This window comes from Collinsella aerofaciens (assembly GCF_039836695.1).
Classification (GTDB): Bacteria; Actinomycetota; Coriobacteriia; order Coriobacteriales; family Coriobacteriaceae; genus Collinsella; species Collinsella aerofaciens_BD.
In genome coordinates, this window is record NZ_JBDPAC010000023.1 from 19,533 (window position 1) to 34,228 (window position 14,696).

General features: G+C 59.6%; 13 protein-coding genes. 6 read left to right on the forward strand and 7 right to left on the reverse strand.

The window, feature by feature from the left end; genetic code table 11:
• Positions 1-253 precede the first annotated feature (253 nt).
• The 5 genes from rpmE to ABG996_RS09315 all read right to left on the reverse strand — a co-directional run bounded on the left by rpmE (position 254) and on the right by ABG996_RS09315 (position 6,329).
• A complete protein-coding gene (gene rpmE, locus ABG996_RS09295; RefSeq protein WP_006235303.1) occupies positions 254-679 on the reverse strand; it encodes a 50S ribosomal protein L31 in 426 nt (141 codons plus the stop codon).
• A gap of 367 nt (positions 680-1,046) precedes the next feature.
• The gene (locus ABG996_RS09300; protein ID WP_006235302.1) at positions 1,047-1,391 is read right to left on the reverse strand and encodes a hypothetical protein; all 345 of its coding nucleotides are present in this window, start codon (positions 1,389-1,391) and stop codon (positions 1,047-1,049) included.
• 1 nt (position 1,392) lies between these two features.
• A complete protein-coding gene (locus ABG996_RS09305; protein WP_347479456.1) occupies positions 1,393-3,081 on the reverse strand; it encodes an ABC transporter ATP-binding protein in 1,689 nt (562 codons plus the stop codon).
• Positions 3,082-3,645: 564 nt separating this feature from the next.
• A complete protein-coding gene (locus ABG996_RS09310; protein ID WP_347500980.1) occupies positions 3,646-4,110 on the reverse strand; it encodes an ATP-binding cassette domain-containing protein in 465 nt (154 codons plus the stop codon).
• Positions 4,107-6,329: a hypothetical protein gene (locus ABG996_RS09315; protein ID WP_347479452.1), complete on the reverse strand. Its 2,223-nt coding sequence runs from the start codon at positions 6,327-6,329 to the stop codon at positions 4,107-4,109. Before ABG996_RS09315 ends, ABG996_RS09310 begins: the two co-directional genes overlap by 4 nt.
• A 552-nt stretch (positions 6,330-6,881) precedes the next feature.
• On the opposite strand from ABG996_RS09315, the gene ABG996_RS09320 reads away from it, so the two are divergent.
• The 6 genes from ABG996_RS09320 (at position 6,882) to ABG996_RS09345 (ending at position 11,491) form a co-directional block, all read left to right on the forward strand.
• Positions 6,882-7,394, forward strand: a complete 513-nt coding sequence (locus ABG996_RS09320) for a hypothetical protein (RefSeq protein WP_347479451.1) — start codon at positions 6,882-6,884, stop codon at positions 7,392-7,394.
• Between the two features lie 9 nt (positions 7,395-7,403).
• On the forward strand, positions 7,404-7,655 hold the full coding sequence (locus ABG996_RS09325) for a helix-turn-helix domain-containing protein (RefSeq protein ID WP_006235292.1): 252 nt from the start codon (positions 7,404-7,406) through the stop codon (positions 7,653-7,655).
• 18 nt (positions 7,656-7,673) lie between these two features.
• The gene (locus ABG996_RS09330) at positions 7,674-8,381 is read left to right on the forward strand and encodes a site-specific integrase (RefSeq protein ID WP_347479496.1); all 708 of its coding nucleotides are present in this window, start codon (positions 7,674-7,676) and stop codon (positions 8,379-8,381) included.
• Between the two features lie 396 nt (positions 8,382-8,777).
• Positions 8,778-9,065: an ACT domain-containing protein gene (locus ABG996_RS09335; protein WP_006235289.1), complete on the forward strand. Its 288-nt coding sequence runs from the start codon at positions 8,778-8,780 to the stop codon at positions 9,063-9,065.
• 77 nt (positions 9,066-9,142) lie between these two features.
• A complete protein-coding gene (locus tag ABG996_RS09340; RefSeq protein WP_347479448.1) occupies positions 9,143-10,561 on the forward strand; it encodes a citrate synthase in 1,419 nt (472 codons plus the stop codon).
• 87 nt (positions 10,562-10,648) lie between these two features.
• The gene (locus ABG996_RS09345; RefSeq protein ID WP_347479446.1) at positions 10,649-11,491 is read left to right on the forward strand and encodes a Cof-type HAD-IIB family hydrolase; all 843 of its coding nucleotides are present in this window, start codon (positions 10,649-10,651) and stop codon (positions 11,489-11,491) included.
• A 118-nt stretch (positions 11,492-11,609) separates the two neighbouring features.
• On the opposite strand, the gene ABG996_RS09350 is transcribed toward ABG996_RS09345, so the two are convergent.
• The gene (locus ABG996_RS09350; protein ID WP_347479444.1) at positions 11,610-12,404 is read right to left on the reverse strand and encodes a Cof-type HAD-IIB family hydrolase; all 795 of its coding nucleotides are present in this window, start codon (positions 12,402-12,404) and stop codon (positions 11,610-11,612) included.
• Positions 12,405-12,610: 206 nt separating this feature from the next.
• Positions 12,611-14,431, reverse strand: a complete 1,821-nt coding sequence (locus tag ABG996_RS09355) for an adenine deaminase (RefSeq protein WP_347479443.1) — start codon at positions 14,429-14,431, stop codon at positions 12,611-12,613.
• Positions 14,432-14,696: the final 265 nt, after the last annotated feature.

Sequence of the window (14,696 nt, forward strand, 5' to 3'; positions counted from 1 at the left end):
ACAGATGATTGTACTTTAGCCAAACAAGGCGCGGCCTATACGGTCGAGCTCGACCGCCACGTAATAACTACGACCAACCTGCCACAATGGGACAGGTTAATTTTGGAGGGTTTATCTGGGCAAACGCCGCCTCTCCGCCATTTGATGCCATGGGGACAGGTTAGTTTGCACTAATCAAAAAGAAAAGGGCCGCGCACCCAGATGGATACGCGGCCCTTTAGCCATGAATGCGAGTGTTTGCTCGGCGAGCTATTTACTCAGCAGCCTCGGTGGTCTCGGCCTCGGCAGCGGCTTCCTCGACGGGAGCCTCTGCGGGAGCCTCGGCAGCCTGCTTGGCAGCCTCCTCGGCGAACTTAGCGGCACGCTTAGCCTTCTCGGCAGCCTTAGCCTCAGCGGCGGCCTTGCGAGCGGCCTCGGCCTCAGCAGCCTTGGCGGCCTTGGCGGCCTTGGCCTCCTCAGCCTTCTTGAGCTGGGCGGCAGCGGCGCCACCGAACTTGTCGGCGAAGCGCTGGACGCGTCCACCGGTGTCGACGAACTTCTGCTGGCCGGTGTAGAACGGGTGGCACTCGTTGCAAAGCTCGACCTTCATCTCGGACACGGTAGCGTGCGTCTTGAAGGTGTTGCCGCAGGAGCACGTCACCGTGCACTCGACATACTGGGGATGGATACCCTGCTTCATGGTAGGACTCCTTATTGGTCAGGCGCTGGTTACCGATCAGCGCATAAGGCGTCTTGGTTTCCGACCAAGACAACAAACTCGGTTATGGTACCACGGCGCCGCGTGTCCCACAAAAGGTTCACGGTCTTTTCGGAACGACACGAATCTGACCCATCGAAACACATCTCCACCGTTCCTTCAACTGGGAAAATGCCGTCCCCGGGGCCTGAGAAGGGCCCCGGGGACGTTCGACTGACTGCGGGAACGGCCTTTCCGCTCAATGTGTTCGGCTGAGATCGGAAATCAACCAAACTAAACTAGGTTCAGTTGACATGGTTAAAAACGAGGGGCGACGCTTTTGCGTCACCCCTCATCCCGGCCGGTTGCTTTAGTTGTACACACGGTAGTTACACTTGAACTGGGTTATGTGTCCATAGTTGGAGCGGTACCAACCCGACGTATAGCTGATTGCCTCTGCGCCTAGATAGTCGTAGCCCTTGTTGTAGCGAAGCTGACGGTAGGTCGTGTCGTACTCTGCTACGTAAAACGTGTCTCCAGAGAAGGCTTTGTACCGGTCCTTAACCGTCGAAGCCATGTACGCGGGTTCGACATCGCCTTTCTCCCCGTTGAGCGCATAGACGGGTGCCGCGATTCCGCATAAAGCCGTTGCCACGAGGATGGCGTAGACAGCCATGCGCGACGCATTGGACTTCAGCTGTTCAAATAGTTTCATGTCATTCGCCTCGCTCGTATGTATCGAGGTATTCCTGCTTGAGCGTCTGCGAGGACGACTTGATCTTTTCCACGAGCGTGCCGGCTTCGATGAAGTAGAACGAGTTGGTGAGGTCTGCCAGGTCGTCGAGCAGATGGCTTGAGATGAGCACGCTTCGTCCCCGCGCCACCTCGCTGCGCATCGCGTCGCAGGAGGTTTTCCGCTTTCCCGGATCGAGGCCGTTCAGCGGTTCATCGAGGATGAGGTACGGGCAATCGGTCGATATCGCCATGGCAAGCTTTACCTGCTGCTTCATTCCTGTCGAGAGTTTACGGGTCGGCTTGTCGAGATATGGGGAGATTCCGAGGGAGCTGCAGAGCGAGTCGATGTCGGTGGCCGATTTCCACGCCTCCCTAACGAAAGCAAGGTGCTCGATGGCCGATAGCGTGGGATAGAGATCCGTGCCGCCTGAAGAGCTCAGGTAGACGAGTTCTGCAAATTCGGCTGATCGGCGTTGGCTGATTCCGTCTGCCGCCAGGCTTCCCGAGCGGATGCGGGTGGGAAATTGGCCCGACAGCGCTTCAAGAAGGGTGGTTTTCCCCGAGCCGTTGGGAGCGACGAGCCCCGCCGCCGTTCCCGGGCCCAAGGAAAGCGATCCGATCGAAAGTATCGTCGTGCTCCCGTATCCCACGCTCACGTCCAGGAGCTCAAGCCCATGGTGCTTTTTAGCGGGTCCAGCCTGTTTGGGCGAACGCGTCACAACGGCGCCGACCGCGAAAAGGACCGCGACGTATGCCAGGGCCACGGCAAGCATCGATGCGCCGCCCGAACCGGAGCCAATGAATTCTGTCGGGAAGCATCCTACGTAACCCGTTGCCTCGATAGGCGAGAACACGGCCAGCGGCAGGAGCTCGAGCGCGGCATTATGCCCCAGTGCCGAATCGGACAATAACGGGAATGCCGGGGCCGCGACAAGCAACGCGGAGGTAAGGGGGCCCGCGAAGACGCGCCTCGTTGCGGTCGATAGGACGACGGAACAAACGGATATCAAGGTTCCACCCGCGAGCAGCGCGAGAAGTATGGTCGTGAAGACGTTTCCCGCGGTCGTGGTAGTGAGCGCGCCGTTATGGAAGAAGGCGATCGGGTACCCGATCTGCCCGAAGCCGTTTAGGGCCAAGGCGTAAATACTCCCGGGCGCAAGGCCGGCGAGGAGCATCGCGGTCCCCGCGCCAATTATCGAAAACACGGTTTGGATAAGGCGCCGGAATTTGGGCACGGGCGCCTTTGCCGCCAGGGTCCCGGGCCTTGTGGCGCCGAGCACGAGTATCGACGAGAGAAGGAAGGGGATGAAGGGAAGGAAGGACGGCGCCTGGGCAATGGCGTAGGGCAGGAAGGAGAGGAACGGCAGGTCGTTTGCGGAGGCCAGGATATCCGCGATGCCGGAGCTGCTCAGAGCGCGGCAATATGCGAGCTCTGCGTCATTGGTCTCCTGGTCCCCCACGATGGACCCGGATTGGAAGCCCTCGTCCATGAGCGCGTAGTAGCTCTCGGCAGAGTCGAGAAAGGCGGCGTCGGTTTGAGCGGCGAGGGCGGCGTTCGCGTATCTTGCAAGCTCAGCGTCATCTTGCTGCTCTGGCGATAGGTCTGTGCCGCTGGCCTGGGGCGCGCGCGTATTGAATGCGTCGACAAAGCCCTGCATGCCCTGCTTCATAAAGAAGGGGCCGTAGATGGGTGAATTGAACGCAATGGGGACGGAAAAGGCTGCAGCAAGAACGAGCGTGGAAATCCATACGGCCTTGTCTCTTAGGATTAGTTTGAGAAGAAGTCGACAGTACATTCAGAAGCACCTGCATTCCTCAAAGAATCGTTAGATTAAAAGTAACAGATTGAATGAAGATGCGCGCGGCGGGGGCGAGGCGAATGGCTGAACGGTATCGATATGCGGGTTCAACGGTATCACATTGGCCACATAGATTTTTAACTTGCATTTCTACCCGCCCTTTTCGTAGAGTCGCCGATACGTGCTTAGCGCACCCTCGGCGCGTCCGGCAGGCTTTGCGAAATGGGATCCAGGAGACTTCGGCGCAGCATCATCTTGCGGAATGCTTCTAATGAGCCTCCCATCCTTCAAAAACAGAATCTCATCGCACAGCCTATCGACCGAATCCAAGATGTGGGATGACATGATGATGCACGTACCAGAATCGGCCAGCTTCCTGAGAATCTCGGAATGCAAGTCCACCCTGCTGGGGTCGAGCGCGTTCATGGGCTCATCTTATAGAAGGTACCGCGCGCCCGTCGCATACGCAATCGCCAGGGTAAGCTGCTGCTTCATGCCCTGGCTCAGAGTGCGGATCCTCATCTTCGCGAACTCGCCTATCTGCGTTTGTTCCACTATCTCTTCGATATCGCGAGCATGCGGCCACATATCGCAAACCATCTTGAGGTGATCTTCCGCACGCAATCCGGGATACAGCAGCGTCCCCTCACCAGGTGCATAGAAGATCATAGAACGGACCTCTCTCGCACCCGTACCCTGCACCTCATCCAGAACGATGCTCCCGTCCACGCGAGGACCCGGCAAACCTGCCATCGCACGCAGCAACGTCGTCTTTCCATGCCCGTTCGGAGCGACGAGACCGTAGACCGTACCCGGGGCAAACTCAGCGTTCACCGAATCTACGAGCACCTTCTTTCCATAAGAGATCGTCAGCGTTTGAAGGTCAATCATCGAGATCATCCCCTTTCGATCTTTGGAACACTCAGGCGCACCATCAACGGAGATACGGCGCCCAAGACCACCAGCAGAGCGCCCGATGCGCCGACGACCTCTCCAAAAGGCATCGCGTTCGTCCCTCGCCCAAGGAACCCAATCGTCCCCACCTGGGAAGCGGGATCAAACGAGGCGAATGGAGCCAGCAGCGCGACGCCCATGCCCACGCTTTCAACATGAGCGCTCAACGAACCCAACACCAAGAGAACCGCGCAAACCATTCCGGTGACAACGGGGTTGCGGCTAATCGCTGCTGTCAACGCAGCGACGACGGAAATCACGCCGTATGCCATGACCAGCAACGGAATACTGCACAACACCGCCTCCCCCACCATGGACGTTGTCGAAGCTCCCGCCCGAATGAGAGCGACGGGATACTCCGATCCACCCGCACCGTTCTTAATCACGGACACAACGACAGCGGGAACCATCGACACCAAAAGCAGCACCAAGCCAAGCAGGAGAGCCAGCGCAACAGCCGTCAGAAAACGCACATGCGCTGTTGCGGGGATCTGGAGAACCAGAAGGGAACGACACTGCAGGTGGGTGCACGCGAGCGATGTGACAACCACGGGCAACAGCAAAAATAAGGAGGGAAGCGCTGCCTGGAGATACGAAAGGAGGATTAATGGGGGCATCTTCGTACTTAACTCGTAAACCTTGGGGTCCGGCAAGCTCGCGATCGACTCAAGCAGAAGGGCGCGCGCCTCCGCACGAGAAGGAGTCTCCGGCTCGATTCCGATCGATTGCAGGAGAGTCGCATCTGCCGCGCCCAGCTCACCTCGAGCGCGCTCGTACGTCGCAAGGCTTCGAAACCCCTCCGCAGGCATAGGCGCGTACACGAAACCCGAAAGAGCATCCCGCATGTCTTCCAGGGCCGCTTTGCCCTCGACGTCCATATTCGCAGCGTTCTGCTCTAGATACCGATCTATTGAACGGAGCTCCCCATCCCTATACCGAACAGCGGAAACGTTATCAGCGTCAGGAAACATCTCGACCAGAGCCGGGGCCAGCATCGTCGTCGACATTGCAATCGCGCATACGGCGAGGGTAGGAGAACGCAGGAGCAGTTTCCCCATCGTTCTTACGTATGCAACGGCGGAGGCACAAGCGCTCGAACGAGTTGCCGTTCTCGATGCAGTGAAGGAACCTCTCTCAAGACAAATCGGGGATATCGGGCACGCGCAGCCGCTCTTTCCAGCAACGCAAAGCAGGCTAATTGCCAGCACCTCGATCCCGATTGCGCATACGAGGGCAATCGCGCCACGCTCGAAGCAAAGTCCAGGCAGATTCACTATCTGCGTTGTCGGGTACGGGCTATAGGCGCCGACGGTCAACTCAGTGTTCGCATACGTAAGGGAATTCAACAGGGCGAACTCACGTAAAGCGATGGATCTTCCGTAATACCCGGGAACCATCGTCACCCCCATCAGGGCACATACGAACACGATTCCAAGCGTAGGGTTATTGGCAATCTTCACGGCAAGGTGAACGACAAGCGAGATGAACGCTGCCACCAAGAATTGCAAGATGGCCGTCTGCGCGAACACCAGCCAAGCCGGTTTGATAACCGGAGTCGCATATTGAATGTAGCCTATCGGATAGAACGGCGAGCCCGGGCCATTCTTCACAAGCGCGGCGATTATCCCTGGAAGATTGATGGCGAGGACGGCAAGCATTGCAAAAACACTCGCCCATACGCTCGATGCAACAAGTCTACCCAGCTCGCCCATCGGTGCCTGGATGATGAGCTTTTCACATTTGTTAAGACGCGCGGCAAGGAACGAGACGGCAACGGCCGTTGCGACCCATAGCAAGTACTCCTTCGATCCGTCATAATAGGTGTACTCTCCATCCGATATCTGCAGAAACGGAAGTAGGAGAGAGAGCGGTGCCAAGATAAGACGTCCCGCGGCAAGAGGGTACAGAAGCGCGGGTATGCTTGATGAAGAGGTATAGACACCGTCCTCCCCCGCATTCACAAGCGCATCCGCATAGGATGCTGACAATTCCTGCTCAACACGGGTTATTCCCGACTCGAGGTATTCGACCCGTCCGTCGATGCCAGCCGCGCTCCTGAAGACGGGCAGAGCACAAAGAACCATCAACGCAACAACGACAACACAGAGCGACCTGGAGGAGAGAAGCGACCTAAAGATCGCCTTCGAGATTTTGAGCATATTCATCGCCAACCTTAACCTCATCCAGTCGGAACAGAGGGGCCGAACAAAATGCTCGGCCCTTCCTCGCATCTAGTAGGTGCTATAGACAAATTGCCATTTATCAGTTGTGCCAAGAACACCACAGGAGCACATTGCAGCGAGGCGGGATTCCCTATGATGCGCGGATCGGCGATAGCCATTTCGGTAGGAGATCGTCTTGTAAGAGATGTTGAACATCGAGATGCTGTGCCCGCTTACGCCGCGAGGACAGCTGTAGCTCCAGTAGGTATCGACGACGTCGTCCGTATACCCGAGGGGCTCAACGAGGGCACACTGGCTGCTCTCCTGGGAAGGAGGCATCGGGGTATCCGCAAAAGCGGGGGCTCCCGGCAGCAACAGACAAAGAGCGAGGCCGAGGAAAACCAAGAGCTTACACGACTTAACAGTACTGAACATAATCCTCTCCAATCTAGAGGGGTTTCGGTTGCAGTATGCTGTGATTACTTGCCGGCAAAGTCAATTTAACATAAACTGTTAAAAAGTAACCTGAGTTTTTTAAATTCTTCGGAGGTTATTATGAGTTCCGACACTCGCACTCCCCGGCTTCATTCCTTCCGCATCGCATGTGCGATAGCCTCTGCGACCCTTTGCGCCACCGCCATCGCACAAGTGGCGTTCTCCTTAAAGCCAGCAATCGAAGTGCTCGACAACCCTGTAATTGCAGACTCCCCCGCGTATCCAGCCCTTGCGATCTCGACATTGGTCCCTGCCGTCATCGGTATCGCTACGACCATCCTCAGCGCCGTTCTCGTGTGGACGATCAAGAGCGGAGACCCCTTCAAGAAAGGGTCTGCGACATGCTTGAAGGTGCTCGGCATTCTCTTCGTTGTTCAAGCTGCCACCAGCCTCTACGCCGGCTCACTCAAAACCTCCGTTTCGATGTTTGGCGGCGAGGGGGCCGTCGGCGCCCAAGAGATCGCTTCATCATTCGATTGGACCTCTCTGGTTCTCGGCATCGTCCTGTTCATGCTTTCCCAGCTCTTCTTGTACGCCCGAGAGCTGTACCTCGACTCCGACGAGATTGCGTAAGGAAACGCCATGCCCGTAATTGTTCGCCTCGACAAGATCATGGCCGAGCGAAAGATTTCCTCGAACGAACTTGCCGAAAGGATTGGAACCACGCCCGTGAACCTGTCCCGTATTAAAAAAGGGCATATTCGCGGCATTCGCTTCAACACACTCGAGCAGCTATGCCTCGCCCTTCGTTGCCAACCCGGAGACCTTCTCGAAGTCATGAGCGAAGAGGATGCCCGAAAGGAGTTCGGACTCGATTGGTCCGCCGAGGATTAGAGGGCGGTCGTACTCGCCCTGCACACGGGGATGCGAATCGGCGAGGTCTGCGGCCTTCGGTGGTGCGATGTGGATTTCGAGACGGGCCTGATCTCGATCAGACACTCGGTGGCGTACGCGAAGGGAATGGGTTCGTTCATCAAGGACACCAAGACCCATGACGCCAGGGGTATCCCCATCGACCCGGTCGGCCTACCCCCCTTCCTGAAGGAGACCCACGAGATCGACTGCGGAAAGCTGCGCTTGCGCGGCCTTACCGGGGCGGTCGAGATCGGGGGCTGCTACATCCTGTCGGAGCCGGGCGCGACCTTCGCGACGACAAGCTATATCCGCAGGGCGTTCAAGACGTTCTCGGAGACCAACGGCCTCATGGGCACCAACGACGAGCTGATCACGTTCCACGGCCTTCGCCACACGTTCGCAACGCAGTGGATCCGCCAAGGCGGCGATATCAAGGCGCTCCAATCGATCCTCGGCCACAAGGACGCCATGGCGACGCTCAACGTCTACGCCGACATCGAGCCCATCTCCAAAATCCATAACATGCTGCGCGCCACGCCGTGCCTTTGGCGCGGGCACCTCGGGCCGAGGGTCGATCCGGGTCCCATGTTCCAACAGAGGATCCAGGAGTCCATCGAGACGCTCCAGGCGTTCGGCTACGGCATCACCGAGCCGGACGACCGAAATATCGCCATACGCGACGTGAAGATGAACAGTTGGCTCTAGCTCACCGAGTACGCGGCAGTGCTGGGCCCATCCCAACTGAGGTCACGGTGGTCCGATAGGGGCGCCGCCCGCGGCATGCGCCGCGGAGCGGTATCCCCTACCGAAGGGCGGGGATGCCCTCCGCTTCCAGTTCGGAATCAGCCGTCGGAGGCGTTCGGCTGACTGCGGGAACGGCCTGTCCGCTCAATGTGTTCGGCTGAGATCGGAAATCAACCCAACACGAGCCGGACACGCGCCAGACGGCTCTTCCCCGTACGGCCTTCCCCCTTACGCTCATGTTGCAGGCATGTAACGCCGCAGCGAGCGCGCCTTTTTTGCGCCAGACAGGTACAATGATGAACACTGTACCGTAGCGGAGCGCCCCGCGCGCGCCGCAATCACGCGAAAGGGTTTCCCATGGCCGAGATCTCGTCCTCCCGTATCGTCATCACCGTCCTTGGCAAGAACCGCCCCGGCATCGTCGCCGGCGTCACCCGCGTCCTGGGCGAGGCCAACGTCGACATCCGCGACATCACGCAGTCCATTATCGAGGACATCTTCACCATGACCATGCTGGCCGATACCGCCGAGTCCAAGCTCGACTTCGCTGAGCTGCAGAAGGCCCTGGCCGAGGCCGGCGAGCTTTCGGGCGTCAACGTGTCCATCCAGCGCGAGGACGTCTTTAACTTTATGTACCGCCTGTAGCGAACAAGCCGCTGGGGATAGCCTGACGCGCGCATGCCCATGCAAGCCACCCCGATGCGGCCCGGAGAGGAGCGCGCATGGCCTACGACGCCAAGAAAATCTATTACCGCTTCGATGACCACTTGAGCCGACTGGTTCTGGATTACGAAGCAAGCCGCCAGATTTCGTCTGAGAGCGAAAGCCTCTACCACGGCCTGCCGACCGACCCTTATGACGAGGGCTTGTTCGAAGAGCACAATGTCAAGCGCGGCCTGCGCAATGCCGACGGCTCGGGCGTGGTCGCGGGCCTCACTCGCATCTCGGATGTGCACGGCTACAACAAGGTCGACGGAAAGGTCGTGCCCGATCAGGGCAAGCTCACGCTTCGCGGCTACAGCATCGAGGATATGGTCAACAATGCCCAGGCCGAGAATCGCTACGGCTACGAGGAAGTCGCCTATCTGCTTATCACGGGTTCGCTGCCCAACAAGGAAGAGCTCGACGGCTTTTGCGAGCGCCTGGGCGCCTTTAGACATCTGAGCGACGAATACGTCAAAGAGTTCCCTATGACCACGGTGTCGTCGAGCATCATGAACGTGCTCCAGCGCGCCGTGCTGCTGCTCTACGCCTTCGATGCCGAACCAGACGTGATCACGCCCGAGCACGAAATCGACGTCGCCATTTCCATGCTCGCACGTCTCCCGCGCATCGCCGCCTTCGCCCACATGGCCTCGATCGCCAAGCTTCGCGGCTCCGAGGTTCACGTGCCGCACCCCACGCCCGGCCTCTCCACCGCCGAGACCATTCTGCAGGTCCTGCGCGGCGGCATGGCGTTCACCCGCGATGAGGCGATGCTGCTCGACGTGATGCTCATGCTGCATGCCGAGCACGGCGGCGGCAACAACTCCACGTTCGCCTGCCGCGTGCTGTCCTCCTCGGCCACCGACCCGTATTCCGCCTACGCCGCGGCCATCGGCTCGCTCAAGGGTCCGCGCCACGGCGGCGCCAACGCCAAGGTCGTGTCCATGCACGAGGACATCCGTGCGCATGTCTCCAATTGGGAGGACGAGGACGAGGTCGCAGCCTACCTGGGCAAGATCCTCGACAAGCAGGCCTTCGACGGCACGGGTCTCATCTACGGTATGGGCCACGCCGTCTACACGCTGAGCGACCCGCGCGCCGAGGTGTGCCGCCGATACGCGCGCACGCTTGCCGCCAAGAAGGACCTGGGCGAGGAGTTCGCGCTCATCGAGCGCATCGAGCGCCTGGCCCCGCAAGTAATGCGCGATCACGGCATGACCAAGCCTATCTGCGCCAACATCGACCTGTACACAGGCTTTATCTACAAGATGCTCGGCGTGCCCGAGACGCTCTTTACGCCGCTATTCGCCGTCGCCCGCATGGCCGGCTGGTCGGCGCACCGCATGGAAGAGCTCTTCTGCGCGCATCGCATCATCCGCCCGGCGTACCGTCCGGTGATCGAGCCGCTGGAGTACAAGCCGCTCGCCGACCGCTAGGACGCGGACCGTTATAGAACTCGAGCGTGGCCAGGGCATCACCGCCCTCGGCCACGCTTTTTATGCCAGCAGAAAGGGCTGCATCGAATGATTGTGTTTTCCGATATGGATGGAACGCTGTTGACGAGCGACAAGCAGATGAGCGACGCCACCTGGGCGATGCTCGACGAGCTCGCACGTCGCGGCATTGAGTTTGTACCGTGCACGGGGCGTCCGCTGTCGGGCATCTTTGAGCCTATCCTCGCCCATCCTGCCGTGCACTACGCGGTCTGTGCCAATGGTGCCAGCGTCTGGCAGCTCGACGAAGATGCGCCTACCGATGCCTCACGCGCCAAACGTATCTTGAGCCGACCGCTCGACCGTGGCATCGCCCATCGCATCCATCGCATCGCCGCCGGCCACGATGTGACCTTCGATATCTTCGCCGACGGCCAGTGCTTCCTCCCCCGCTCGCTCTATGAGCGCCTAGACGAGTTCTGCGGCGGCGACCCCCACATCGCGGCTTCGCTCAAGCGCACACGAACACCGATCGACATGGATATCGACAGCAAGATCGACGAGGTCGAGACGCTCGAACGCATCGCTATGTACTGGCACGACCCGGCCGATCGCGACGCCATCGCGGCGGCGCTCGACACGCTCGGAGGCATTGAAGTCACGCGTTCTTACGCCATGAATATCGAGGTCATGGGTGAGGGTGCCACCAAGGGGACGGCCCTCACGTGGCTATGCGAGCACCTGGGCGAGCGTCTCGCCGACGCCTGGGCGTTCGGCGACAACATCAACGACATCCCCATGCTGCAGGCAGCGGGCCACGGCATGGCCATGATCAACGCCGAGTCCGAAGACCGCGAGGCCGCCGACGCCATCACCGAATACGACAACGACCACGACGGCGTCGCCCGCACCATCATGGCCGTCCTCGCTTAGTCGTTGGGTAGTCATTGGGGACGTTCTTAAACGACTAGTCGTTGGGGACACTCTTCGCAAAAAGCTGCAAGGACTGTCCCCCACTGCCGGCAGAAAAGGAACGTCCCCATCTGCCGGATTAGGAGAGACTCTCCAGCACGCGACGGAGCTCATGCTGAACGGCGTGGTCGCGGTTGCAGCCTACGACGCGATCGGCCACCGCCTTGAGCGCGGGGCGCGCGTTTTCCATCGCGCAGCCCGTGCCGACAAAGCGAATGATCTCGTAGTCGTTCATCGAGTCGCCAAACGCCATGACCTCGTCGCGACCAATGCCGTAATGCTCCGCGAGCTGCGCGATACCCGAGGCCTTCGACACACCAGGCTGCATGGCATCGATCCACGCGTTGCCCGAAGGCGCAAAAGTAAAGAGCTGACCAAGTTCGCGCTGTAGCACGTACGCACTGTCCATAACCGCACTGTCGTCGCAAAAGATACTCGCTTTGATGATATTTACGCTGGGATCGGGCAGCTCCCAAATGCGCTCGGCATTGGGAAGGTCCTTATCGACCTCACGCACGAACTTGCACTCGTCATCGAGCAGGAAGGACTTGGTTCGGTCAAAGAGCACAAGATGCAGATTGGGAAACGTCCTGACGGCTTGGGCGAGCCTTCGAATCGCCAGGTGGGAATACACCTCACGGTCTACCATCTTACCGTCGGCGTAGACCTGGGCGCCGTTAGCGGCGACAAAGTCCATCTTGTCGCGAACGGGCGCAAAGAACTCGCACAGGCGATCGTAGCGACGACCTGACGATGCGGCGAAATGCACGCCATGCTCGTGTAGCGCCAGAATCAGTTCATAGGTCTCGGGAGGCACCTGGCCGTTTTCGTCAAGCAGTGTGCCGTCCATATCGGATGCAATCAGTTTAAACATAGAAAAGCTCCCTTCGGGCTTGTTGGAATCGAACGCGTATCCGATTCCAACGTACCCAAAGGGAGCTCAAATAAGACTCCGCGGGCGTAAACGTTACAAGGACCTGGCAAATAGCTCACACATGCCAGAGGCCCTACGGTCGCGGCGTCAGGCAGCCCGCCAAAGAGCGTCCCCAATGACTAGTCGTTTAAGAACGTCCCCGATGACTAGTCGGCGTAGGTGAAGGTTGTAACGTCGAACATGCCCTCGGGGCGGATGCGGAGCGTCGGGATGACCGGCAGGGGCAGGAAGATGATGCCCATGATGGGGTCGAGCGGCGGCTCAATACCCATGGCGCGCGCCTTGACCATAAAGTCATCGTGCTGCGCGGCAACGTCCTCGGCCGTGCCCTCGCTCATAAGGCCACCGAGCGCCAGCGGAATGCGCGCCACGACCTCGCCGTTGCGCACCAGCACGTGGCCGCCCTGGCCCACGGCCTCAACGGCAGCCATCATATCGGCGGCGTTGTCGCCCACCACGCACACGTTGTGCGAGTCGTGGCCGATCGTGGAGGCAATGGCACCACCGGTGATGGTAAAGCCACGCACCCAGCCGCGACCGATATGCTTGCCAACCAGGCCCAGGCCAGCGGGGCCGTCGCCGTCGACACCCTCGGTCTGCAGCGACACGCCGCGGCCATGGCGCTCGATCAGCATAATGCGACGCAAGTCCTCGGCGCTCTCGGGGCGGGCCATACCCGTGATAGCCATACCCGGGATGACATCGATAACGGCCTCGCCCGGCTTAAAGGCATAATCGAATACGTCGAGCGAAAGCTTCGGCAGCTTAACGGAGGCGCGCAGCTCATCGGCAAGGGCCGCAACCTCGGCAGTCTCGGGTGCGACCTCGCCCACAAAGGTGCCATCCTGCGCCACCAGGGCACCGGCGGCATAAACACGATGCGGAGCCTTGGCAAACGTCAGGTCATCAAGCAACAGCAGGTCGGCGCGCTTGCCCGGGGCGATTGCGCCGCGGAGCTCGTGCGGGTCGCGGCAGCCGTGGTCCAGGCCAAATGCCTCAGCCGTGGACAGGGACGCCATAGAGATGGCAACCACGGGGTCAATACCGGCCTCGATAGCCACGCGGCAGGCATTGTCAATCATACCGGTCGAAAGCGCATCGGAGGGAGCACGGTCGTCGGTCGCAAAGCAGCAGCGGCGGACGCGCGCGGGATTCTCCAGCAGCATCGGCGATAGATTGGCCAGGTCATGGCTGCACGTGCCTTCACGCAGCATCACATACATGCCGCGAGATAGCTTGTCGAGTGCCTCCTCGGGAATCGTCGACTCGTGGTCGGCAATAATACCCGCCGCGGCATAGGCATTGAGGTCCTTGCCAGCAACGAGCGGCGCATGGCCGTCGACCTGCTTGGACGGCGTCTGGTTAGCGGCATCGATGCGAGCGCAGGTCTCGGGATCGGCCATAAAGACGCCCGGCAGGTTCATCATCTCGCCCAGGCCAAAAACGTCGCCCGGATGCTCGGCAAAAAACGCCTGCATATCGGCAGCCGAAATAACGGCACCGGCCTGCTCGTCGGGCAGCGCGGGTACGCACGAGGGCATCATGTACTTGATGGAGATGGGTGCGCGGCGGCCGTCCTCAATCATAAAGCGCAAGCCGTCGAGACCGGCAACATTGGCAATCTCGTGGCTGTCGGCAATGGCGGTGGTAGTACCGCGTGTCGCGGCCATGCGAGCATACTCGGCGGGACGGATGTTCGAAGACTCGATATGCAAATGCCCGTCAATAAAACCGGGAGCGAGATAGCGACCCTGGCAGTCGATGACCTCAGTTGCCTCGTAGGTGCCAGCGGCATCGTCGCGACCATCGTAGAGCACGCCGACGATCACACCGTCCTTGACGGCAACGCTACCGGGCGCCACACGCTGGCCATACACGTCGACAATCTGCGCATTGGTAAACAGCGTGTCGACGGGCACGCGCCCCTCGGCAGCATCAATCACAGACCTCATGACCTCAACGGACATACATACTCCTTTAACCGTAGAAAACAGCTGCGGAGCGGACAGGCCTTCACCGCAGCAAGCTAATAGCCATTGTATGCCCAAACGATGGGTCAACAATACGCCTCTCCGCTTAACGGCACACGCCGCTTGGCGCAATGGGGGCAGGTTACTTTGCACCAATGACAAGGAGTGTCCCAAAGTGCCGGTACAGACGATATGAGCAGGACATAAAAACATTGAGAGCCCCTGCTGCATGAAAGACCGCGGATTAGGCCGACAATGGTGA